This is a genomic window from Oleiphilus sp. HI0043, assembly GCF_001634935.1.
Map to the genome: position 1 here is coordinate 39,527 of NZ_LWEY01001622.1, position 23,570 is coordinate 63,096.

Here is a 23,570-nt window from a genome sequence, read left to right on the forward strand (position 1 = left end):
CGCTTCTGCGGCTTTTTTTGTGCGTGACACTTTTTAAACCTTTTACATCACGGTAGTATTCTGTTTCTGAAAACAGTATTCCGATTTCTAAAAATAGTTTGGGACCTTAAAAAATGGGTAGAGCTTACCAAAACCGTAAAGAATCAATGGCAAAAACCGCCGACGCCAAAACCAAGGTATACAGCAAGTATGGCCGCGAGATTTATATGTGCGCAAAGTCTGGTGGTATCGACCCGGACGGTAACCTTTCACTTAGGTCAATGATTGACCGCGCCAAGAAAGATCAGGTTCCTGGTCATGTTATCGAAAAAGCGATTGAAAAGGCAAAAGGTGGTGCTGGCGAAGACTTTGCGACAGCTCGCTATGAAGGTTTTGGCCCCGGAAACTGCATGGTAATTGTTGACTGCCTAACGGACAACCCTAACCGTACCTTCGGTGATGTGCGCCAGTGTTTTACCAAAACCAAGAGTAAAATTGGTGCCCAAGGTAGCGTTGGTCACATGTTTGATCACAGTGCTATTTTCGTATTCAAGTCTGAAGATGAAGACACCGCGCTTGAAGCCTTAATGGAAGCCGATGTTGATGTCAGTGATATCGAGTGTGAAAACGGCGAAATCACGATATTTGCACCTAACACTGATTATTTCAAGGCAAAGCAAGCGCTTAACGAAGCATTCGGTACAGAGAACAAGAACGGTGAAAAGGAAGTAGACTTTAAAGTTGATGAAATCCAGTTTGTTCCACAAACAACGACTGAAATTTCAGGTGACGATATTGCTACCTTCGAAACATTTTTAGATATGCTTAACGACCTGGATGACGTGCAAAACGTTTATCATAGCGCTGAGTTTTAAAACGTTTCTCTTAGGCAGAGGGTTTCACCCCTCGCTAATGCGGAATCCAAAACAAGCCAAGGTGCTTACGTTTCAGTAAAGCACTTTGGCCGCTGCCTACCTTAATCAGCTTGCCCTTTAATCTCATAAGCCTTATCCAAACGGCTGTACCCAAGCCCGCTCATTTTTTTAATATCAATCTGAACAGGTATACGCTCTTTCAAGGCATCTATATGACTAATCACGCCAATCATTTTACCCTGAGAGTTGAGCTGATCCAGTGAATCTAGTGCGATATCCAATGTCGCACGGTCTAGCGTACCGAAACCTTCATCGAGAAATAAACTGTCAATTTGAGTTTTATAGCTAACCAGGTCAGACAAAGCCAGGGCCAGCGCCAAGCTGACCAAAAAGCTTTCACCGCCAGATAGAGTTCGTGTATCTCTATGCGAATCTGCTTGCCATTTATCGACTACCTGCAATTCCAGCCCTTGAATATCACTTCTAACCAGATAATAACGGGCATGTAGCCCCTCAAGCCTTTGGTTTGCGAGTTGTATTAAATAATCTAAGGTCAGGCCCTGTGCAAAGACTCTGAAACGTTTACCATCTTTGGAGCCTATCAAACTATTAAGGTGACTCCAATCATCGTAGCACTGTCGCTGGGCTTCAATTTCTCGCATCAGGTTTTCATGCTTTTGTTTCTGTTCTGCGTTGGTCTTAAGTATCTGCGTTAGTTCACCCTGCCTCTGACTACAAGCTTCTACTTCACTCTCCAGGCCATCAAGTAGCGCTTTGAGCTCTTCGAGTGACAAATTAGGAAGATCTTTAGCTTGTAACTCTTTTAACTGGCTCTGGGCAGTTTTTAGCTCTGCCTCCAATGTTGCTTTAGTTTTTTGTGTTTCTTCTTTTAAAGACACCAAATTCTCGATCTCTACGTCATCAAGATGAGCCTGCTGAAAGCTGGGCAGGTCTTCGAACACGCTATTCTCGAGTCTCTGCTGCCAGTCATGAGCAAGACGATCCAACTGATCTTTGTGTTCAAACTTCTGCTGCTCGAGCTGCTGCTGCTTTCCCTGAAGTGCCGATAAGTTTCTCTCGATCTCAGCTATTGACCCCTGCAAGCCCTGATAGGACAGAAGCCTTTTTTCACAATTTTGAGCCGACTTCTCACGCTCGGCACTTACATCTTTATCGCCGAACAGACGTTTGCGCTCTGCCTTCTGTACAGCAAGCTGCTCCATGAACGACTGCTGTTTCTGTTTCGCCTCGGCAAACTGGGAATTAAGCTCGCTCAATACGGCTTTGTATTGGTCATGTTGCTTTTCGATATCGCTAATTAATCCAAGCTCTGTCTGAAGTAGCTTTGCCTTGTCGTCATACAGCGAACACTCCTTTCGGGTTGTCTCCAACCACTCGCCTAAAGCACTTAAGTCCGGACTTATCACGACATCATGGCCACTAAGCTTAGCCAGATTTTCTTGTAAAGATTGATCTAGCTCCTGCTCACTACTGCATAAGCTATTGATTTGATCTTGTTTATCTTGGCACTGCTGGCTGATATAGCGATGCTCAGTTTCTTGTATCTCTTTATCTCTTATTAGAGCGTCTAATAAATTCTGTTCTACTTTCTCTTCTTCCTGGCAGGCCTCTAGTGCGCGACGGAGGTTCGATAATTTTTCATATTGATTGTCTATATTTTCAATATCACTTAAGACTTCTTCTAAAAATTGAGGGACACCTTCATCTGCTACAAGCAAACTACAATTAATTTGAGCAGCATAAGTTGCCCAAACCTGCTCGGTTTCCGCCTCTTTTTTCAGTGACTCCTCTGCTCTTATTCTTAACCCTTCAAGTTCCGCACCTTGACGAATTAAGGCTTCCTTCTTGGCAAGTCCCTGCTCTTTTAACGCTTCAGCAACTTTTTCTTGAGCAAGAAGCTCATCATTCGTTGACGAAGACTCAAGCTCGCCATATCCATCTAACATTGGATGATCCACGGAACCACACAAAGGGCAAGCTTCGCCTTCTTTTAATTGTGCTCGGTGCTCACTTAAGCTGACAATACGGTTTTCGAGCAAGACTCTTTCTTTTAATGACAAGAAATACTTATTAGCTTGCTGATAGGCTGTTCGAAGGCTAACAAGCTCAGCCTCAAGGCTTGCTATCGAAGCATCTTGTTTTTCGATAGACGACAGGATTTGTCGACAACTAAGCTTTTGATCCTGCGCTTGCTCAAATATTCTCTTGCACTCGGCTACCGCATTCTTTCTAAGGGAATTCTGTTGAATAAGATTCTCTAACGTTTCCAAACTCAACTGCTTATTAAGCTCTTCTAGAAAGCGATCTAGTGCTGTTTTTGCACTCGAAGATCGACTAAGGAGTTTTTTATGCTCTTGCTCTCGGATAACAAGTTGCGAATTTAATTCTCTTAGGCCTTTTTCCTTCGCCAACTTAACTGCATTGTCGCTTTCAAGCAGCTTTGCCAGAGACACCGTTTGCTCTTTTACCCGGTTATACTGTTGGAATAGCGTGGCAATCCCGTCAAGCTGGGTTTGCGCACCTCTAAGCCACTCATGCTTTTCCAGCCACTCGCCCACGGACTTAGTTATGTCGTGGCTATTTTTAATCTGCTTGGCACAGTCTTGCAGCTGTTTTAGCGTTTGAGTTTTTCTGGCGTCTATTTCAACTAATTCGGCATCGGCGGTTGATATGCTTTTCTGCTGGGAAGTAATACCTTGATCTAAAGGAACCAGCTGCTCAACTAGAAAGTTTTCTAGTCTTACATGGGTATTCTGAGCATCCTGGTATTCATTTTTAGCAAGCTGACAATTACCTTCTAATAGGTGGAATTCCTCTTGCTTTAAGCTACAAGAGGCATTGATTTCCTGGAAGTTTTTATCATATTGGTTTTGTTGAGCTTGAGCGCGCTGATATTGTTCATAATATGGTGAGAGCACTCTCGCTGGTAGGGCTCTTTCAAGCCTTGCAAACTCGGGTGCTAAACTGTCGCAATATTGAACATGCGCATCGAGCGCTGAACGACACTGCTTATTACTCGCCTGCAATTTTTCAAGCTTTTCAATATGAGAAACCTGTGCCTGAATATCGCCTCTTTTAAGCAAAGCAGTCTTACGCTTTTCTTCGAGGGCCTGTTCTTCAGCATACAGTAATTCAAGCTCCTCGGGACTAGTCTGCTCTAGACCTTCCAACTTGGCCGTCAGTAGCGTGTGTCGCTCTTTTTCTTGTCGAAAGCGTTCAAACACCTCGCTAGAAACTCTGCCGTATATGTCCGTTCCCGTTAACTCTTCAAGAAGTTCTGCCCGGTCTCCCGAATTTGCATTGAGGAAGGCTGCAAAGCCACCTTGAGCCAGAAGCATGGATTTTGTAAAACGTGAAAAATCCAAGCCCGTTATTTCGGCGATATGTTCTAGTTTGTCGCGGAGCTTATCAGCAATAATTTTATCGCGCCCCTCCTCACCGGCCCCGAGTAGTGCTAGCTCAACTTTGGGGCTTTGTAATTTTCCATCAGCTTTGCTTCGCGCCCTTCTTACTTCCCAAAATGCGCGAAAAACCTGGTCACCCTTAACACTGAACTCCACCTCACACATGCATTCGTGACAATGACGAGTCATTACCTTCTCAGCAGGTGATGGTTCATTTAAACGCGGTGTTTGGTGGTATAAGGCAAGGCAAATTGCATCTAACAGCGTAGATTTTCCGGCACCAGTAGGCCCAGTGATTGCAAATAAACCGTTGCTTGCGAAAGGCTCCTGAGTGAAGTCAATAAACCACTCCCCTCGTAGAGAGTTGATGTTCTTAAGGCGAATACTTAGTATTTTCATAACTGCAGCTCTAGAGCTTGTCTCCTTGCTCAGCTTGTAGCAGCGCCTCTTTAAACATCTGTTGCAGACGGCTTTTTAGTGCATCATCGATTCCATCTGGCTCTAATGACAGCCGTTTTTCAAAGACTTCGCTTGCTTTAAGCTCCTGTAAACGTTCGCTACTTTCGGCGACCAGGCTTAACCCTTTTCGATTTCTGCTGCGCTTCAAACAAAGCACTTCGATATTGCTATCGACCACTAACTCTTCGATGCGTTTCTGAAGGTCTTCAAGATAATCCTGTTCTTCAACTTCTACCTCAAGCCAAATAGTCTCACTAAGGTCACCATTGCTTTCTGAACAATAAGCACTGCCATCACGACCGCCCTTCAACTCTGAAAGTTTAGTGCTAATCTCCTCGAGGTTTCCTTTTATTTTGTACAGCTGCTGAAAAACCGGTACATCTATGGCATCCACCGTCACACCAGCCTCATCAAACTCTACCACTTGCACTGACTTTTTCTGGTTTAGCTCGTCAAAGCTAAGCGGAATTGGCGAACCACTATAGTAGATATTGCCATTGCCCTTAATTTGCTGCTGTTTATGGATATGTCCCAGGGCAATGTAATCTGCCGAGGGAAATGATGATGCTGAAAACGCCTCCAAGGTGCCGATATAAATATCCCTAACCGATTCACTTGTGCGCGCGCCGACGACTGTTAAGTGCCCTGTCATAATAATCGGGATCTTTGAATCATTAACATCTCTTAAACCCAGTGCCTTACTATAAAGCACCTGATAGTGCTGCTTTATCGCATCTTGTACATCTCGTTGCTTTTCTTTCCCTGTCGAACCGGAGTGACTACCAACCAGGTCTCTAGCTCTTAGAAATGGAACGGCACATATAATTCCCTTTATTTCTCCAGCAGCGCCTGTCACGGGCAATAGCTGTTGCTCGTAGGTATTCTCGTTTGCAGAAGAAATTACATGCGTGTTGAAGTGTGCAAGCAAGTCAGAGGTTTCTTCAAGCATGGCGACAGAATCATGATTTCCGGCAACAATAACGAGAGGCACAGCCTTGTTTGTCGCTTCACTAAAGTCAATCACAAACTTGTGATAAAGTTCGCGAGCATAGCTAGGTGGAGCCCCGGTATCAAATATATCGCCGGCAACAATAACGGCGTCAACCTCATGCTCAAGAACCTGCTCAACCAGCCAATTAAGGAAACCCTGATGTTCTTTTTGGCGACTTTTACCCATGAAATACTGACCAAGATGCCAGTCGGAGGAGTGAATTATTTTCAAGATGTTGACCCGATTTTCAATTTGAAGACTAATTTACCCCTTATTTTTGTGAAGTAAAGGCATTTTATTGCGGACTTGGTTCACATGGTTGCATAAGCTTTCAAAGTGATACAAAGATCACCTTGTTAATTTTCTTGTAAAAGATAAGTTTAATAGTAGCAATGAATTAGCAGGACTTATTGAGACAGATTATGAAAAGACAACTCATCTATCACACACCGATTGCACTCGATGCACAAAGCTATAAAACAAGTGAAGCATCTGTTTTATCAGGCCAAGGGGTACATGAGAGAGCAACGATTAAAACCATTTCTCGTGACGGCATATGCCTAAACTGTGACCAAGAAACCTTGCATCGCTTACTACCCAATACACCTTCGGTATCACCTAAGTGTCCGGTTAAAGTTGAAGTCGCATTTAAATTAGAAAGCTTTCTTCAAATTAATGCAGATGTAATCTGTATTAGACGCTTATCTAAAGATACCTTTCAACTTGAGTTACGCTTTGGCGCCTTAGATGCCGAAGCTGAGTGTGAAATTGACGCCTATATTGAACATTCACTATACAAAGAAAAGAGTAAAGTAGTGCAGCCGATAAGAGCTATGAATGAATATTCTGCAGTTGCTTAAGCATTTGATGATGTATAACTAGTTCACACCCAAGCTATGCTCTCGATGTGAACACTGATTTAAGTATTGGCTGGCTTAAAGCTACTTAGTGGGAGTAAGGGTAGGAATAGTATCTTGCTTACTTTCGGTGAGAGCACTAACAAGCTCTGCTTCTGGACGAGAGATGCCACAACTATTCATTAGGTCATCGATCCCCGCTCCCAACTCCACCAAACGTGACGCTTCGGAGTAAGAAACTTTAGTCGGGTCATTTTTCTGCATTTCGTCTATTATGGCTTCAAGCTCTTCGACACGCTTTTCCAGAGCAATAACCTTACGCCCAACACCCATTGAGCCATGGCTAATTCCCTGAACTTCTTTTGATAGCTCATCGACCAGATCAGCAGTGCTCCTTTCTGATAAGGTAATGCTACGCTTGATTACCAAAGCGTACACCGCAAGCAAACATACGAGTATCGCTGAAACCAATGGAACAAACTCTACAGAAATTGACATGCCTACTCCTCATAGCCCTCAATTAGCATTGAGGGCCAAAAACAAATTGGCTATCGAGTTTAGAACGAGCCCATTTCAGACCATTCTTCTTCAGATAGCATCTTCTCAAATTCAACCAAGATAATCAGTTCGCCGTTCTTATTACAAACGCCCTGTATAAATCTTGCACTTTCTTCGTTGCCGACATTCGGCGCAGTTTCCATTTCAGAGTGTTTAATATAAACAACCTCTGCAACCGAGTCGACCAGAATACCAATAACCTGCCCATCAATTTCAAGAACAACGATACGAGAATGGTCAGTTACATCGGCACTAGGTAAACCAAATCGAGCCCGTGTATCGATAACCGTTACTACATTACCGCGCAGATTGATAATACCCAACACATAGTTAGGTGCGCCTGGCACGGGGGCAATTTCAGTATAACGTAATACTTCCTGAATCTGCATTACGTTAATACCATACGTCTCGTCTGCTAAGCGAAAAGTGACGTTTTGCAGAATCGGATCTTCAGCAGCATGGCTACTGTGCCCAGTGTTTGATGTCATTAGTTGACCCCTTACCTATTTCCTAAAAGACAATAATTCGCGCCAAGTTTTCAAAGCTTTACTCTCTCACGTCAAAAACTTAACAGATCATCTTCTAAATATAGAGCATCGCACAATCTATGCCAGAAAATAGTGACACAATTATCAAGAAATTGAGCTTCCATTGCCAGAAGCTTTCTCTTCTAGCATCAAGCTCATTACGTCTGCGTCGAGTAAAGCACACATATGCCCTATCACCGTACCAGATAACCACGCTCGACTCGTACGCTCACTGCGCCATTTAACCATATCAGGTTCAAGCTGAATGGATTCGTGAACTGAGTCGCAAGCTAAGCCCCAATTATTTCCACCCAGTCTAATAATGAACTGATATCCGGCCCGAGCATCCTCGCTCCAACGGTCCGGCATGACCCATTGAGCTGTATCGACTACTCTGACATTTCTATCCAAATGTCTATACAAGCCCATAAAATAATCTGCCCGGCCGACAATTGGCGTGAGCTCCTTTTCAATTTTATAGATTGCACCGAGAGAAACTAAAGGCACCGCAAGCTTTAAACCCGCTACAGAAAAGATCAAACACTCGAAGCGATCTTGAGCCCATGAAGGCGGCCCAACTTGTCCAGGCTCACCAGGCGTAACCAAAGCTGTTCTTTTTTCATGTATCTTTTCAATTTCAGAAACTTCAGTAGTCACAGCCTCCCTAGCCTGAACTTTAGCGTCTACCTTGGTATCACTCAGGGGTGCAGGTGCAGAAACGGATACCTTTGGCTTGTCGACAGTTTCAACAAGTACTTCTTGCTTAACCTTTGTTTTAAGCTCGGGCTCGGCTTTAAGACCAAGCTTCGCTTCCAAGCGGGAAAGCTGAGCCGCGCTCAACTTTGACTTTTTCTTCTCCAGAATCGCTAAGGCCGTCTTTCTATCTAGCTTAGTCTGAAGCTTTTGTTCAGTCTTTTGCTCGGTCTTAACTTCAAGCTTTTGCTTTACTTTAAGGTTCTGCTCAGATAACTCTTTAACACTCGGCTTGGTTTTAACCGGCGCAAGCTTTGGAAATGCAGCAGGTATAATCAGAGGTGAAATTTTTGATCTTTCAGGCTCAGCAAATTGAGGCTTAGCCGGCTTCACTTTTGCAAAATTTGCTTTTGCAATAACCTTAGGCTTTAACTTGGATCCTACTCTGCCTTCAAGTGGCTCTTTAGACCTTGTATGCATTACATTCACGGAGTCTAGAGAGTGTAATTCCGCGTCACTAAGCTTGTTTTTGTGTATTGTATCTAAGTCTTTTAAAGGTTGCTGATCGGCAACTGAGCCAAGCATATCAAAGAAGTATTCATCCATAGCATCAGATGAGCTGACATTCTCGTCCTGATCGAATTCACGCCCTCCATGAATAGAGTGCTTCTTATCGATATCTTCAGAGCTCATCGCACACTCTCTACAGACTGCTCCGCTAACCAAAAAGCAGCGTAGTAATCATCTATAGCTTGCTCAGAGTAGTCTAAGAAGCATTGCCGAACTCGCGGTGAAAGCGGTTTTCTTAAGTAATAGAGAAATGTTAATAATACTATCTGGGCCTCACACTGAGACCGAAAACTTTGATCATCGTCTTCTCTTACCATTTTAATTGTCGGAATAAGAGATAGGTCAGGCGAAATAGCTTCAGTCGTTTTAACAGTGGAACCACCCAAAATCCCAAGAACTGGCTGAGCGCATTGTGGCTCTGATGCCACCCTGGTAACACTAGTTACCGAATCAACATGACTTGGCTTACGTGAAGTGACAGATCCGCCCTGATTTTGCCGACCTTCATTTGTAAGATTGGCTTCTTCAGCAAACTCACAATCGGCACTTATATTTTCTTGCTCACTGACGTGTGCGCTTTCAGAAATTTGAGCAGATGACTCATTCAGATAGTTTTCGGATGTATGCTCTGCCGAAGAACATGAGCTATCATTAGGCTTACTAACAGGCACAGGGTCGCTACCAAACATATCGCTCAGGTAATCATTTAGCAAATCTTCCGTGCTAGAGTGAGGCGTCCTGCTGTCAGTGTTATCCTGAGTCATTTGATAGTGTAATTAATCTCTCGTATGAGTTTAAAGCCTGATAAAGCCTTAGGCATTATTGCTTGTCAGCTCTTTAAGCGTCTGCAGTAGCTTCTTATAAGCTCTCACTCCGTGAGTATCAGCGTCGTAAATAGATGGTACCAGACCTTTCATACTTGCATCTCGGAACTTCGTATCAACGGGAACGGCATACTTCCAGACATCATCTCCCCACGTCGATTTGATGGTACGCAAGCTTTGTGTTGAAGCCTGTGTTCGACGATCAAACATGGTAGGCAGAATAAGATGTCTTAAATTGCTTTTCTGAGACCGAATAACCATACCCAAAGTATGCATCATTCTTTCCAAGCCTTTAATCGCAAGAAACTCTGTTTGACAAGGTACGATGAGCTGCTGGCTCGCAGCAAGAGAGTTGATCATTAGTACACCCAATGAAGGCGAATTATCGATCAAGACGTAGTCATATTGATCCCACAACATTGCCAGCGTTTTCGAAATGATCAGCCCCATACCTTCAACGCCAACCATTCTACGTTCAAGCGTCGCTAAAGCCGTTGAAGCAGGCATTAAATCCAGACCCGGGCAAGAAGTGTCAGTAATCAGTTGTTCAGGAAGACCATCAGGAACCTTACCCTGATGCATAAACAAGTCGAACGCACTTTGCTCAATCGTATCCGGGTCGTAACCAAAATAACTGGTTAAAGACCCATGCGGATCAAGATCCATAACCAACACTCTTTTGCCTTCTTGTGCCAACAACCCGCCTAGCGTTACTACACTAGTCGTTTTACCGACCCCGCCTTTCTGATTGGCAATACCCCAGATTCTCACCGCGTCACCTCTGAAAAATTATATTTTAGCTTTGCTCAAGCATACCATTTAGCCTAGCTGGCTAGAATATCCTGCTAGGGATACTTGCTAATTCTGTATCGCTTGAACAAATGAACAACGGAAATGGCATAAAGTTGCCGAATTTACGTCACTAATAATCTTAATAGTGTACAGAGCACAAATCGTGCCATCGGCACAGTATTGAAAGGTAAATACTTAGAAAATATTTCTTTATAAATGAATGAGCTACGAGACTTACTTCATTAAGCCCTGACGAATATCCTGACTTTTGGAAATTAATAGAACAACGCGGCGGTTTTTGCTTTTTCCAGCTGCCGTATCATTCCTAGCAGCAGGTTGAAACTCTCCGTAACCCATCGCGCCCATGCGAGAAGGCGACACCCCCTCCAGTGCGAGGTATCTAACAACTGTGGCTGCTCGCGCTGCAGAGAGCTCCCAATTAGATGGGAATACAGGGCTTCGAATAGGAACATTATCAGTATGCCCCTCTACCAGCATAGCGTTATCGTGCTGGTTCATAATACCTGCAATTTTTTCAATAATTGGCAAAGCATCATCAACAGGCTCCACACCGCCGCTTTGAAAAACAACCGTATCATCCAACGAGATCTCGATCCAATCGTCTTTCTTCTGAACGCTTACCTTTTCCTCGAATATCAAGTCTTCAAAGTTATCTTCAAACTCCCCTGCTATCATTTCGAGTTGGAGGTCTTCTTTGCTAGGTTCCTTCTTTTTCTTTCGTTGATCAGGGGGTGGTGATGACTCACCGATCATTGGTTGGATAAAAATTTCACGTGAATCCGGAGAGGTAGAGCGAGGACTTATATCTCCAACCTGAATTGGCTTTATGGTTTTCGCGGGAGCGTTAAAGACCCCTTCCAAACTCTCAGAAAGGACTTTATATTTACCTTCATTTACCGAAGAAATTGAATACATCACAACGAAGAAAGCAAACAGCAAAGTGATAAAGTCAGCGTATGATACTAACCAACGCTCATGATTATCATGCTCTTCTTCTAATTGCCTGCGCATAGCTTAGCTCAAGTGATAGTTAAGTGATAAAGCCGCGTAGCTTTAGCTCGATTGAACGAGGGTTCTCTCCCTCTGAGATTGCCACCAAGCCTTCGATAAGCATTTCTCTATACTGGGATTGCCGTTGAATCACAGACTTTAGCTTACTACCGACTGGGAAAAACAGCAGGTTGGCAAATGCAACGCCATAAATTGTCGCTACAAAGGCAGTCGCGATACCAGCGCCAAGAGAGGATGGGTCAGCAAGGTTACTCATAACATGTATCAGACCCATTACTGCGCCAATGATACCAATGGTAGGAGAATACCCCCCCATCCCGTCATAGATCTTTGCTGAACTAAGGTCATGACGCTCTTTAGAAATAAGATCCAACTCAAGTACATTTCTAATCACTTCAGGCTCAGCACCATCAACGAGCAGCTGAAGACCTTTACCAGCAAAAGGCTCATCTTCTTTCTCGACTGAAGACTCTAGCCCAAGCAAGCCCTCTTTTCTTGCTCGCATACTCCAGGAAATAACCTTTTCAATCCCGTCATCAATCGACACATAAGGCGGTATAAACACCCAGCGCAACATGACAATGCCTCGCTTTAATGTCTGAAAAGGAGTTTGTAACAATATCGCAGCAAACGTACCGCCTATAACTATTAAGGCAGCGGGGCCATTAAATAATGAATCAATATGGCCACCCTCTAGGTAGTTACCACCTAAAATGGCACCAAAGCCAAGGATAACACCTAAGATACTCAGCAAATCCATTACATCACTCCTTCAATCACGTGATCTGCTATGGCGTCAATATCAAAAGAGCCGTCAGAGTAACCAGCCTTGTCAACTGCCATCGGCATTCCATAAATTACGCAGCTTTTTTCGTTCTGAGTATAAACCGTGGAGCCAGACTGTTTAAGCAAGCGGCAACCTTCTCTACCATCGGCCCCCATACCAGTCAGAACAATTCCCAAAACTCTTCCGGGGAACGCTTTCGAAGCTGAACCGAAAGTCACGTCGACGGAAGGTTTGTAGGTCAACCTAGCATCACCTTCCAAAATTGAGATAGACCGACCTTTACCCGAGACAATCATTTGCTTAGCTCCAGGTGCTAAAATTGCTGTTCCTGCCTGCAATGTTTGCCCATCTACTCCATGCTTAACGGTAAGTTGACATAAATTGTTTAGGCGCTCTGCAAATGCAGGGGTAAAGGTCTCAGGCATGTGCTGAACAATCAGTACAGGAACCGGCAGATTAGCCGGTAGCTTTGACAGTACTTTTTGTAAGGCAACCGGCCCACCCGTTGAAGCGCCGATGACTAGAAGGTCTACCGGGTGAGATAACTTCTTGGCTCTGTGCGTGGCGCGTTGACCACGATTAGTACTCTGTACTTCCGGGCGTGACGGCACACTTTTATTTGTAGTGCTTGGGCGTCCGCTCACTGCTCTACGCTTTAAAACACTTGAACTCTCACTTGCTTGTATACTGGATGAAGCCTCGGGGTTTAGTGAGCTAGCGCTGCTAACCGAGCCACTTTGAGAAGTTCCACTCTTTTTTGCAATAGCCAGGATTCTTTTCTTCAGAACCTCTTGCATTTTCCCTGCATCGCGAGCGATATCTTCAAAATTCTTTGGTAAAAAATCGACCGCTCCAGCTTCTAGCGCATCTAGCGTTACACGAGCACCTTCGTAGGTAAGAGATGAGAACATTAGAATAGATGTAGGACATTCTTGCATGATATGGCGAATAGCTGTAACGCCATCCATAACAGGCATCTCGTAATCCATGGTGACCACATCAGGGGACAATTTCTTTACGAGCTCAATTGCTTCACGCCCGTTTGACGCAGTACCAACGATCTTGATTTCAGAAACCAAGCTTAGAATTTCACAAACCCGTTTCCGAAAAAAGCCAGAATCATCTACAACTAATACAGTGACACTCATCGAATCTAACAAGCGCCCCCGTAGCGATAAAGATTGCAGCGTGTACTATAGCGACAGCGCATCCTGATTTTTAGCCTATGCGTAGCGGTCTAATAGACTTGGAATATCTAGTATCAAGGCGATACGACCATCACCCGTAATCGTTGCGCCGGCCATGCCTGCTGTGCCATGTAGCATGTCACCAAGTGGTTTAATCACGACTTCTTCTTGGCCAACCAACTGATCCACAATAAAGCCTACGCGCTTACTACCCACAGCGACAATCACCACATGAGCAGAATCAGTATCTTCAGTGTATGAATTCACTAACCAGCGTTTGATGTAAAACAAGGGATAAACATTATCACGAACAACAACACACTCCTGTCCATCAACAACATTTGTCTTGGTCAAATCAAGGTGGAAAATTTCAACCACACTAACCAGAGGAAAAGCAAAGGACTGATTTCCAAGCTTAACCATCAAGGTAGGCATGATCGCCAAAGTTAAGGGTACTTTAATTGAAAGTCGCGAGCCTTTACCTAACTCAGAATCAATATTTACCGTACCGTTTAACTGGGTAATTTTTGTCTTAACAACATCCATTCCCACACCACGGCCGGAAATATCGGATATTTCCTGCTTAGTCGAAAAGCCAGGTGCAAAAATAAGGTTATAACATTCGCTATCGCTTAAGCGATCAGCAGCGTCTTGGTCGTAAATGCCTTTTTCAACAGCTTTTTGACGTAGAACCTCAGCATCCATACCTGCGCCATCATCTTCAATGGCTAGCATGATATGATCACCTTCCTGCTGTGCTGACAGAACCACCTGCCCTATACGTTCCTTACCTTTCGTCACACGGTCATCAGGCATTTCAATGCCGTGGTCTACAGCGTTTCGTACAAGGTGAACCAAGGGGTCAGATAGCGCTTCAACAAGGTTCTTATCAAGGTCAGTATCTTCACCAACCAGAACCAGGTTAACCTCTTTCTTAAGGTTCCGAGCCAAATCTCGCACAACCCTGGGAAAACGTCCAAAGACCTTCTTAATCGGCTGCATTCGAGTTTGCATAACCGCTGACTGAAGATCACCTGTCACGACATCTAAGTTGGACACAGCCTTCTGCATGGACTCGTCACTGCTTGCATCGCCAAGACGTTTTAGTCGGTTACGCACAAGCACCAATTCACCCACCATATTCATGATATCGTCTAGGCGCTTTGTATCAACACGAACTGTTGTTTCTGTCGCTATGGTTTCATTCTTCTTCGATGCCGCTTTAGCAGCTGGTTTTGCAGCCGGCTTTGGCTTAGCTGCAGCTGCTGAGGCTGGGGCCGGTGCAGGCGCTGGCTTTGGTGTGGGCTCTGGAGCCGGCGCAGAACTGGCAGCAGCCTTGGTCGTTGGCGACCCGCCTGCTCCATGAAGTTCATCCAGTAGCTTTTCGAACTCATTATCGGTAATCAACTCTCCATCACCGCCAGCAGGAGTAGCTGACGCTTCAGACGTGGCATCACCTGCAGCAATACCTTCGCTATTGAACTGACCTTCACCATGCAAGTCATCCAATAGTTTTTCAAATTCTTCTTCGCTTATATCACCCGACTCTGGCGAGCTGTTCGTGTCGCCACCCGCAGCCGGTTCTTCAAAAAACAAATCCGCCGAGGAGCTGTCTGGTGAAGCTGAGGCACCAGCACTTTCGCTGACACCAACAGGAGCACCGGAACCGTGTAGCTCATCTAACAAGTTTTCGAATTCGTCATCGGTAATTTCGTCAGATTCTTGTTCGGATGCCGCTGGTGCACTCCCTTTACCCGCATCATCATCTAATGCATCCAAGAGCTGTTCAAACTCATCATCAGTAATATCAGCCTCTTCAGCAGAGGCTTCTGCAGCAACCGGCTCCGGTGTTGGTTCAACAGCTGCAGGTTCAGCAGCAGGCGCAGCATCAGCAGGTTTCGCAAAACGTTCTAACTCACTTAAAAGCTGTGGGTCAGCTGGGGTTGGATCTTGGCCATCTCTGACTTCACTGAACATTTCGTTTACAGAGTCTAACGCACGTAAAACGACATCCATTAAGTCAGCATCAAGACTTCGCTTACCATTTCGCAGAATATCGAACACGTTTTCTGCAATATGACAACACTTGACCAGTGCATCCAACTGTAAAAAGCCTGCTCCACCCTTTACAGTGTGAAACCCTCTAAAAATTGCGTTTAGCAAATCTTTATCGTCTGGATTTTGCTCTAGATCAACCAGTTGCTCTGAAAGAAGCTCGAGTATCTCTCCAGACTCTACAAGAAAGTCCTGAAGTATCTCATCATCCGCTTCAAACCCCATCTTCTACGCCCCTTTAAAATCCTAGACTGGACAGCAAATCATCCACATCATCCTGGCCAGAAACAACGTCTTCGCGTTGCTCTGCATGGAGTTGTGGACCTTCACCCTCAATGCCTGTTTCTTGTTTTTCTACTTCGTGGACTGTTCCTGTAATCTGGTCAACCTTACCGGCCATTCTGACCAAATTAACAAGATTCTCTTCAACATCTTTAACCAATCCGGTGACTCGTTGAATCACTTGACCAGTTAAGTCTTGGAAAGACTGCGCTAACAGTATTTGCGTGAGATTATCATTTACTTTATCTGAATCCTCACACAACTTTCCAAGGAAAGTTCCCATTGTGGCTGTCAGCGTTCTAAACTCATCAGGTTTCATTTCCTTACGCTGTAAGCGAGACCAATCCATCTTGAGTTTTTTCGCTTCCTGGCTGATTCCTGAAGCATAAGGCATGGTTTCTTCGACAAGATCCAAGGTCTTGTTTGCAGCCTTATTGGTCATATCAACCACATACGCGAGTCGGTCGGACGCATCCTCTATAGTAGACAGGTCATCTTTAGCCGTCTCACTGGAAGCATCGATGTGAAAGTTCCGAATTGACTCGTGTAGCGACCGAGTTAAGCGACCGACTTCTTGGTACAGAGTTTTATCCCGAGTCTCATTTAACTCAGAAATAATACCTAACGCCCCCGACAAGTCTCCTTTGTCAATTCGCTCCTTCAACTCATTAGCCTGAGCCTTCAAAGTCTGCTCAAAACCGCTTAGAGGTTCGCTATTTATTAGCTTTGCGTCAGTCATGAATCGCTCAGCCTTAGGAATCGATACGTTCGAAGATTTTCTCAATCTTCTCTTTTAAAACAGCTGCGGTAAATGGCTTAACGACATAACCGTTCACACCTGCTTGCGCGGCAGCAACTATCTGATCTCGTTTAGCCTCAGCCGTTACCATTAGCACAGGAAGACTTTTGAGGTTATCGTCAGAACGAACATGCTGAAGCAACTCAATACCAGTCATCCCAGGCATATTCCAGTCAGTCACCAGAAAGTCATACTTACCTGTTTGAAGCATTGGTAAGGCAGTACTACCATCGTCAGCTTCATCAGTATTAGTAAACCCTAGGTCACGCAATAGGTTCTTAATAATTCGTCTCATTGTAGAAAAATCATCTACTACGAGAATTTTCATATCTTTATTCAAGTCGACCTCCACTCATGTCGATACCCGAAATTACATTTTAATACCTAAAAACAAGTCTAGTCGGTGTTCTTAGGCTAGCCAGTTTTTTTTGATATTTGTTTCACTTATCGGCACATTTCTTAACAACTATATAAAATCAAGCCAATTTATTAATTTTATTCGCTTTATTTTCCCCTTACATGGGGGACAAACTTTGAGAAAAGAGGTCTAAGCAAATAGTTCGATCAGGCTAAGACAAACTGCAATCAGGTACGCCAATCACTCATTCTAGCTTTCAAACGCATCGCTGCTTGAGAATGTATTTGACTTACTCGAGACTCACTAACAGAGAGCACCAAACCAATTTCTTTAAGATTCAACTCTTCTTCATAATATAAAGACAAAACCATTTTTTCACGCTCAGGGAGAACATCAATCTCTTTGGCCAAAGCTCGACGAAAGGCATCATTCTGAACATCCGTCGCGGGCGTGTCATTCTCGGACAAATACTCTTCACTAGAAACGTCACCTGACTCACTTAGCTCTTCAAAGCTAAATAACTTGCCACTAGCGCTGTCTTTCAAGCAAGCAAAGTATTCCTCAAGCGTCATACCTAACTCTGAGGCAACCTCGTCATCCTGCGCATCACGACCCTCTCTATCTTCAATAGCCTTGATCGCTTCACTTATCTTTCTTGCATTCCGATGAACAGACCTTGGCACCCAGTCTCCCCGGCGCACCTCATCCATCATCGAACCACGAATTCTAATGCCCGCATAAGTTTCAAAGGACGCACCTTTAGAAGCTTCATACTTCCTGGAAGCCTCTAATAACCCGATCATACCAGCCTGAATTAAATCATCGACCTGAACGCTAGACGGTAGACGAGATATCAAATGATGCGCAATTTTTTTGACTAAAGGCGCATGAGACCGAATCAAATCATCGGCACGTTTTACTTGAGCGTCTGTATACATCAGCCTATGACACCGGAACTAAACACGTTCTAGTTTGAGGTAGCCTGAACCAGGCGCTCAACAAAGAACTCCAAATGACCTTTTGGAGAAGAAGGCAGTGGCCAGCTATCCGCTTTTTGGGCAAGCGTCTTATATGCCAACGATGCTTTTGCACGAGGATACACATCAGAAACAGCCCGTTGACGCTGCACTGCTTTTTTCACCGACTCATCGAAAGGGATTGACCCAACATACTGCAGAGCAACATCGAGAAATCTCTCAGTAACGTGAGCAAGCTTGGAATAGAGGTGGCGCCCCTCTTCCTGCGTTTTAACCATATTCGCCAGTACACGAAAACGGTACATATCGTAATCGCGATTTAACAATTTAATTAGCGCATATGAATCGGTAATCGATGTAGGCTCATCACATACGACAACAATAACTTCTTGCGCAGCCCTAAGAAACGAAACAACACCATCGGATATACCTGCTGCGGTATCAATAATCAGGACATCGAGATCTTCAGAAATTTCACTAAAGGCATTAATTAAACCGGCATGTTCCATTGGATTCAAAGAAACCATTTTTTGCGTACCAGATGAAGCTGGTACTACTTTTATTCCTTTGGGCCCATCAACCAAAACGTCACGCAGAGAACATTCGCCACTTATCACATCCGCTATATTGCTTTTAGAGGTGATACCTAACAAAACATCAACATTAGCCAAACCTAAATCGGCATCTAAAAGTACGACACGACGCCCCATCTCAGCGAGCATAATCGAAAGGTTAATAGACACATTACTTTTGCCCACACCACCTTTACCGCCAGTTACCGCGATTACCTGAACCGGATTAGAATTCGCCATACTGGTGAAAATCCCCTTTTATACATCTAATTATTTTTCGCACTTCAGTTTATTCAACCATATTGAGATCTTCGTGATACTGAAACATTGACCGTATTTTCAGTGTATGCTGCATAATCTTGCTACATTCAGCTCTATATTTTAATCAACGCTAATAAGAGTTTAGCAGATATGATTAAGTTTACGCAGAATGAGAGAATATTTGATCTAAACCACCTTCATGCTCTTGGGCGCTGATTGTTACCCATCGCTCCGAACTATTCAATAAAGATTCAGCTCTCGAGAGGATTTCTTTTTGCCTAAACACATGAATATCCTCAGGAACTCGCTGACCGTCAGTAAAATAACTGGCTTTGAGACGCGTATCGATAAGAAAGCTCATCACCTCACCCAGGCTAACAGCTTCATCAACCTTAGTAATAATGGCGCCTGACAAGCCTACCATTTTGTAGTGATGGTAATTTGAACACATCACCTGATACTGCCCTACAGACGATACAACAAGGTGTGACTGAATATCATGACCCGACAGCTTTAATTCCTGCAGCTGCTCAGACCAGCACGCGTCGGTATGCATTAGGCCAGCAGTATCAACCAAGACAAGTTTTTTGTGACGCAAGCCATCAAGTATGGTATCCAGACTATGACGCTCATCAACAACATGGACAGGCACATTGAGTATTCTGCCAAACACCTTTAGTTGCTCGTGCGCAGCTATGCGGTATCTGTCAGTTGTCACCAAGGCTATATCATCAGCACCATGTCGAATAACAAACTGAGCAGCCATTTTACCTATTGTCATGGTCTTACCACTACCTGTAGGCCCAACCAATGCAATGACGCCACCCTGCTCGATCAGGTCATCTTCAGGAGCCGATATTAAAGCTGAAACACCCTGTGAAACACGAGACCATGCCTGACTGTAGTCCATACCTAAATCAACCATTGCCATTAGCCGTTTTTTAAGATCCCCGGCAATACAAAGGGATTCGAGTTTACGTTCGATTTTGCTGAGCGTAGCCGATTGCTCACGTTCTTTTTCATTCTGCACTTGCTTGTAAGCCTGCCCGGACATTAGTTTTTTAATCTCTAATATCTCTGCACGCATATCCGATAATTCGCCCCACGGAGTACCATTTTGTTTAGCATCATGTGACGCAGCCTTGCGCTCCATTGCCGAAGAGCTTGCCTCTGGTTCAGACACTGCCTCTGAATCGTTCTCTTGCGCAAGAGCATCAGGCCGCTCTTTACGCTTAGCCTTAACCTCTTCTATCTTTCTACGCGCACTATCTAGCTCTTTTTGCAGTTTCAGGTGTTTTTCTGCATGCATACGAGCAAGTTGGGAAGGGCTAGGCTCGCCACGCTCTATCAATTGACTTTCGATGGTTTCAGGTGAGACATCTTCCTCATAGTCGAGCGCAGCAACAATTTCGACACCACCGTCAACTTTTGAGTTGGATAAGATAACCGCATCGGGGCCAAGTTCTTCTCGAACCATTTTTAAAACTTCTTGCATGGTCGCTGAAAAAAAGCGTCTAACTTCCATAAGGAATCACCTGATTATGTTTACTACTCATCACTTCAATTGAACCTTGGAGCGAGTTCTACCGACACGACGTCAATTTATTGACCTACGTTCGCGACGATTGTTATTTGTTTATTGTTTGGCACTTCCTGGTAAGAAAGGACATTAATCGGGTCACTCCCAAACCTTACAAACTTAGCAAGCACTGGTCTCAAAGGCCCTGATACCAAAAGGATTGCAGGCTTTCCGAGCATTTCCTGGCGTTGAGCTGCTTCACCGAGCGATCGCTGAAGTGTTTCAACTATTCGGGGCTCAAGTATCATTCCCATATCATCACCCGCGCCAGTTTTTTGTGACTGCTGCACAGACTTTAGCAATAACTGTTCCAAGTCGGGCTCTAAGGTAATAACGGGGATTTCATCATCATTTCCACAAATATTTTGGACAATCAATCTTTTCATACCCTGTCGACATGCTTCTGTTAGCAGGGTGGAATCAGCTGACTTTGGAGTTACATTAACCAGCGCTTCAGCGATCGAACGCATATCTCTAATAGGTACGTCCTCGATCAATAGACTCTGAAGAACTTTTAATAACAGACTGACTGTTAATGTATTTGGAACCAGCTCTTCTGATAGCTTAGGTGACACCTTCGCCAACTGATCCAACCATTGCTGTACCTCCTCATGCCCCAATAACTCACTAGCATGCTTCTGAAGCACTTGATTCAAGTGTGTCGCCACCACAGTACTCGCATCGACAACGGTATAACCTAGCGTTTGCGCATGATCCTTTTGAGAACTCTCAACCCAGATTGCATCAAGCCCAAAAGCAGGGTCTCTACCCTCAACCCCGTCAATTTTCCCAAAGACCTGACCCGGGTTAATAGCTAGCTCTCTCTCTGGGTGAATTTCTGCTTCAGCAATCGTTACGCCCATCAAGGTGATTCGGTAAACATTTGGCATAAGGTCAAGATTGTCGCGAATATGAACTGAAGGCATTAAGAAACCTAACTCTTGCGACAGCTTTTTACGCACCCCTTTTATCCTACCAAGCAATGCCCCCCCCTGATTTTTATCAACAAGAGGAATTATGCGATAACCAACTTCCAGGCCTATAATATCGACCGACAAAACATCATCCCAGCCAAGCTCTTTGTACTCTTCTTTAGGCTGTCCATCAGCCGATATTTGACCTTGATTATCAGGCGTTACATTAGCACCGCCAGACATATTAGGCTGAGCACCTGACCTGCGAGCACCCGGAGCGCTTGCTTCAACCTCTTCACCTTTCGATCTCTTGTTTTGACCATACCAAGCAAAAAATGCTAAACCGCCACCCAAACCCAAGAATGCCAAATGAGGCATGCCCGGTACCAGACCCATTGCGATAAGAATGCCTGAGGCCACATATAAAGCCTTTGGGGATAGAAACATCTGATCAAGAACTTGTGACGACATGTCCTGCATACTACTAACACGTGTCACCATAATTGCTGCGGCGGTAGAAAGTAGTAGCGAAGGAATCTGTGCAACCAAGCCATCACCAATAGTCAGTAGCGAATACTTTTCCATTGCATCAGAGAATTCTAGATCATGCTGCACCATGCCAATAGAGAGACCGCCTATGATATTGATCGCTAAAATCAACAAACCCGCAATGGCATCACCACGAACAAACTTACTGGCACCATCCATAGAACCATAAAAGTCAGCCTCCGTTGCAATTTCTTCACGACGTGACTTGGCTTCTTCCTGTTCGATAATGCCAGCATTAAGATCAGCATCAATCGCCATCTGTTTACCCGGCATCGCATCGAGCGTAAAGCGCGCACTAACCTCCGAGACCCTGCCAGCACCCTTTGTTACAACAACAAAGTTAATAATCATCAAAATAGCAAAGACAACCAAACCGACAGCGTAATTGCCTCCAATGACAACCTCACCGAAGGCCTCAATCACCTTACCTGCAGCATCGCCACCTTCGTGCCCCTCCAAGAGAACAACACGAGTTGAAGCGACATTTAGCGCCAAACGTAAAAGCGTGGCAACTAACAAAACGGTTGGGAATATCGCGAACTCAACGGGCCGCAGGGAGTAGACACAAACAAGCAAGACAACAAGCGCCAAAGCAATATTGAAGGTAAACAACAAATCAAGCAGGAAAGGAGGAACAGGAAGGGTCATCATCCCCAGGATTGCAATCAATAGCACCGGGATGGCGAGATTACCCTGAGTAAGAACCTTGAATTGTTGAAGCATTGCGGCTTGCTGCATAAATATCACTACCAAGACTGATATCGTCACTAATTTGACGAAAAACAAATATCAGTAAGGTATCAGCAAGATTCACGCCGACTTCTACAGTTTACGGTAATTAGGCAATGCCAGCCCCTTAATCAAGAGCCATCATATTTAAGATCATCCGGTATGGGGAAGTCCGGTTTCGGAGGTTTTGTAATAACGCGACGCCTAAACTGCTTAAGCTGAAATACGTATGCCAGCACTTGTGCAACCGCCATATACAAACCACTCGGAATTTCCTGACCAATCTCGGCATGATGGTAGACCGAACGCGCAAGCGGTGGAGCCTCAACAATTTCGACATCATGTTCGTTGGCAATTTCTCTAATCTTCAAGGCGACTTGATCATGCCCTTTCGCAAGCAAAATTGGCGCGGCATCTTCTTCAGGTTTATATCGTAGCGCGACTGAAAAGTGAGTTGGGTTGGTAATCACCACGTCAGCCTGAGGAACATCTTGCATCATTCGACGCTGCGCCATTTCCATCTGCAATTGGCGAATCTTCCGTTTAACCTCTGGCTTACCTTCCGTGTCCTTGAATTCGTCTTTCACTTCCTGCTTCGTCATCTTCAGATTTTTTGTATGATCAAATATCTGAAAAGGTACATCAATCATAGCGATCACGATCATCGTACATGCTAAATAGAAAAAACCCCACCCCAGTATTTTGGAAGCTGTTTCCATTGCTGAAATTACATTTTGATCGGCAAGCCCGATAAGCGTTGGCAATTGCGAGTGAATAATCAAAACTGCAACTGCGACAACCAATGACACCTTTGCAATCGCCTTTATGAGCTCCACTAAGGACTTGAGGGAAAACATCTTCGCCAAGCCTTTAATTGGGTCCATTCGGCTAAACTTAGGCGCCAGAGCTTTAGTTGAGAAAAGCCAACCACCCAAAGCA

20 protein-coding genes are annotated in these 23,570 nt (G+C 44.5%); 2 read left to right on the forward strand and 18 right to left on the reverse strand.

Going from position 1 to position 23,570, the window contains the following annotated elements; translation table 11 throughout:
* Nucleotides 1-113 precede the first annotated feature (113 nt).
* The gene (locus A3729_RS24595) at nucleotides 114-854 is read left to right on the forward strand and encodes a YebC/PmpR family DNA-binding transcriptional regulator (protein WP_068513720.1); all 741 of its coding nucleotides are present in this window, start codon (nucleotides 114-116) and stop codon (nucleotides 852-854) included.
* Nucleotides 855-955: 101 nt separating this feature from the next.
* Here A3729_RS24595 and A3729_RS24600 read toward each other — a convergent pair whose 3' ends face one another.
* Together A3729_RS24600 and sbcD are read right to left on the reverse strand one after the other, a co-directional pair.
* Nucleotides 956-4,678 carry an SbcC/MukB-like Walker B domain-containing protein gene (locus tag A3729_RS24600; protein WP_068513723.1) on the reverse strand — a complete coding sequence of 1,241 codons (3,723 nt, stop codon included), beginning with the start codon at nucleotides 4,676-4,678 and terminating at the stop codon, nucleotides 956-958.
* 10 nt (nucleotides 4,679-4,688) lie between these two features.
* Nucleotides 4,689-5,960 (reverse strand): exonuclease subunit SbcD, encoded by a 1,272-nt coding sequence (gene sbcD / locus A3729_RS24605; protein WP_068513726.1) that lies wholly within the window; start codon nucleotides 5,958-5,960, stop codon nucleotides 4,689-4,691.
* 191 nt (nucleotides 5,961-6,151) lie between these two features.
* Between sbcD and A3729_RS24610 the strand changes: the two genes are divergently transcribed.
* Entirely contained in the window at nucleotides 6,152-6,589 is a 438-nt protein-coding gene (locus A3729_RS24610) for a hypothetical protein (RefSeq protein WP_068513731.1), read from the forward strand.
* 81 nt (nucleotides 6,590-6,670) lie between these two features.
* Here the strand turns inward: A3729_RS24610 and A3729_RS24615 are convergent, their stop codons facing one another.
* The 16 genes from A3729_RS24615 to flhB all read right to left on the reverse strand — a co-directional run.
* Nucleotides 6,671-7,084 (reverse strand): DUF2802 domain-containing protein, encoded by a 414-nt coding sequence (locus A3729_RS24615; RefSeq protein ID WP_068513732.1) that lies wholly within the window; start codon nucleotides 7,082-7,084, stop codon nucleotides 6,671-6,673.
* A 59-nt stretch (nucleotides 7,085-7,143) separates the two neighbouring features.
* Entirely contained in the window at nucleotides 7,144-7,632 is a 489-nt protein-coding gene (locus A3729_RS24620; RefSeq protein ID WP_068506790.1) for a chemotaxis protein CheW, read from the reverse strand.
* A gap of 144 nt (nucleotides 7,633-7,776) precedes the next feature.
* The gene (locus A3729_RS31110; protein WP_082880325.1) at nucleotides 7,777-9,057 is read right to left on the reverse strand and encodes a CheW domain-containing protein; all 1,281 of its coding nucleotides are present in this window, start codon (nucleotides 9,055-9,057) and stop codon (nucleotides 7,777-7,779) included.
* Complete coding sequence (locus A3729_RS24630; RefSeq protein ID WP_068513734.1) at nucleotides 9,054-9,698, reverse strand: hypothetical protein; 645 nt, start codon at nucleotides 9,696-9,698, stop codon at nucleotides 9,054-9,056. The genes A3729_RS31110 and A3729_RS24630 overlap by 4 nt, the downstream gene beginning before the upstream one ends.
* 48 nt (nucleotides 9,699-9,746) lie before the next feature.
* Nucleotides 9,747-10,529, reverse strand: coding sequence for a ParA family protein (locus tag A3729_RS24635; protein ID WP_068513736.1), 783 nt, complete (start codon nucleotides 10,527-10,529; stop codon nucleotides 9,747-9,749).
* A 255-nt stretch (nucleotides 10,530-10,784) separates the two neighbouring features.
* Complete coding sequence (gene motD / locus A3729_RS24640) at nucleotides 10,785-11,582, reverse strand: flagellar motor protein MotD (protein ID WP_068513739.1); 798 nt, start codon at nucleotides 11,580-11,582, stop codon at nucleotides 10,785-10,787.
* Between the two features lie 19 nt (nucleotides 11,583-11,601).
* Nucleotides 11,602-12,342, reverse strand: a complete 741-nt coding sequence (locus tag A3729_RS24645) for a flagellar motor protein (RefSeq protein ID WP_068513742.1) — start codon at nucleotides 12,340-12,342, stop codon at nucleotides 11,602-11,604.
* Nucleotides 12,342-13,517: a chemotaxis response regulator protein-glutamate methylesterase gene (locus tag A3729_RS24650; RefSeq protein ID WP_068513746.1), complete on the reverse strand. Its 1,176-nt coding sequence runs from the start codon at nucleotides 13,515-13,517 to the stop codon at nucleotides 12,342-12,344. The genes A3729_RS24645 and A3729_RS24650 overlap by 1 nt, the downstream gene beginning before the upstream one ends.
* Before the next feature lie 75 nt (nucleotides 13,518-13,592).
* Nucleotides 13,593-15,836: a chemotaxis protein CheA gene (locus A3729_RS24655; RefSeq protein WP_068511932.1), complete on the reverse strand. Its 2,244-nt coding sequence runs from the start codon at nucleotides 15,834-15,836 to the stop codon at nucleotides 13,593-13,595.
* A gap of 13 nt (nucleotides 15,837-15,849) precedes the next feature.
* Nucleotides 15,850-16,632, reverse strand: coding sequence for a protein phosphatase CheZ (locus A3729_RS24660; protein ID WP_068511930.1), 783 nt, complete (start codon nucleotides 16,630-16,632; stop codon nucleotides 15,850-15,852).
* Between the two features lie 13 nt (nucleotides 16,633-16,645).
* Complete coding sequence (cheY, locus tag A3729_RS24665; protein ID WP_068511934.1) at nucleotides 16,646-17,032, reverse strand: chemotaxis response regulator CheY; 387 nt, start codon at nucleotides 17,030-17,032, stop codon at nucleotides 16,646-16,648.
* Nucleotides 17,033-17,277: 245 nt separating this feature from the next.
* Complete coding sequence (locus tag A3729_RS24670; RefSeq protein ID WP_068511927.1) at nucleotides 17,278-17,988, reverse strand: RNA polymerase sigma factor FliA; 711 nt, start codon at nucleotides 17,986-17,988, stop codon at nucleotides 17,278-17,280.
* A gap of 29 nt (nucleotides 17,989-18,017) precedes the next feature.
* Nucleotides 18,018-18,839: a MinD/ParA family protein gene (locus A3729_RS24675; protein ID WP_068511924.1), complete on the reverse strand. Its 822-nt coding sequence runs from the start codon at nucleotides 18,837-18,839 to the stop codon at nucleotides 18,018-18,020.
* Nucleotides 18,840-19,020: 181 nt separating this feature from the next.
* Complete coding sequence (flhF, locus tag A3729_RS24680; RefSeq protein ID WP_068511921.1) at nucleotides 19,021-20,385, reverse strand: flagellar biosynthesis protein FlhF; 1,365 nt, start codon at nucleotides 20,383-20,385, stop codon at nucleotides 19,021-19,023.
* A 77-nt stretch (nucleotides 20,386-20,462) separates the two neighbouring features.
* Nucleotides 20,463-22,640 carry a flagellar biosynthesis protein FlhA gene (gene flhA / locus A3729_RS24685; RefSeq protein WP_068511918.1) on the reverse strand — a complete coding sequence of 726 codons (2,178 nt, stop codon included), beginning with the start codon at nucleotides 22,638-22,640 and terminating at the stop codon, nucleotides 20,463-20,465.
* Between the two features lie 122 nt (nucleotides 22,641-22,762).
* On the reverse strand, nucleotides 22,763-23,570 hold an 808-nt coding region (gene flhB / locus A3729_RS24690), incomplete at its 5' end, for a flagellar type III secretion system protein FlhB (protein ID WP_082882169.1).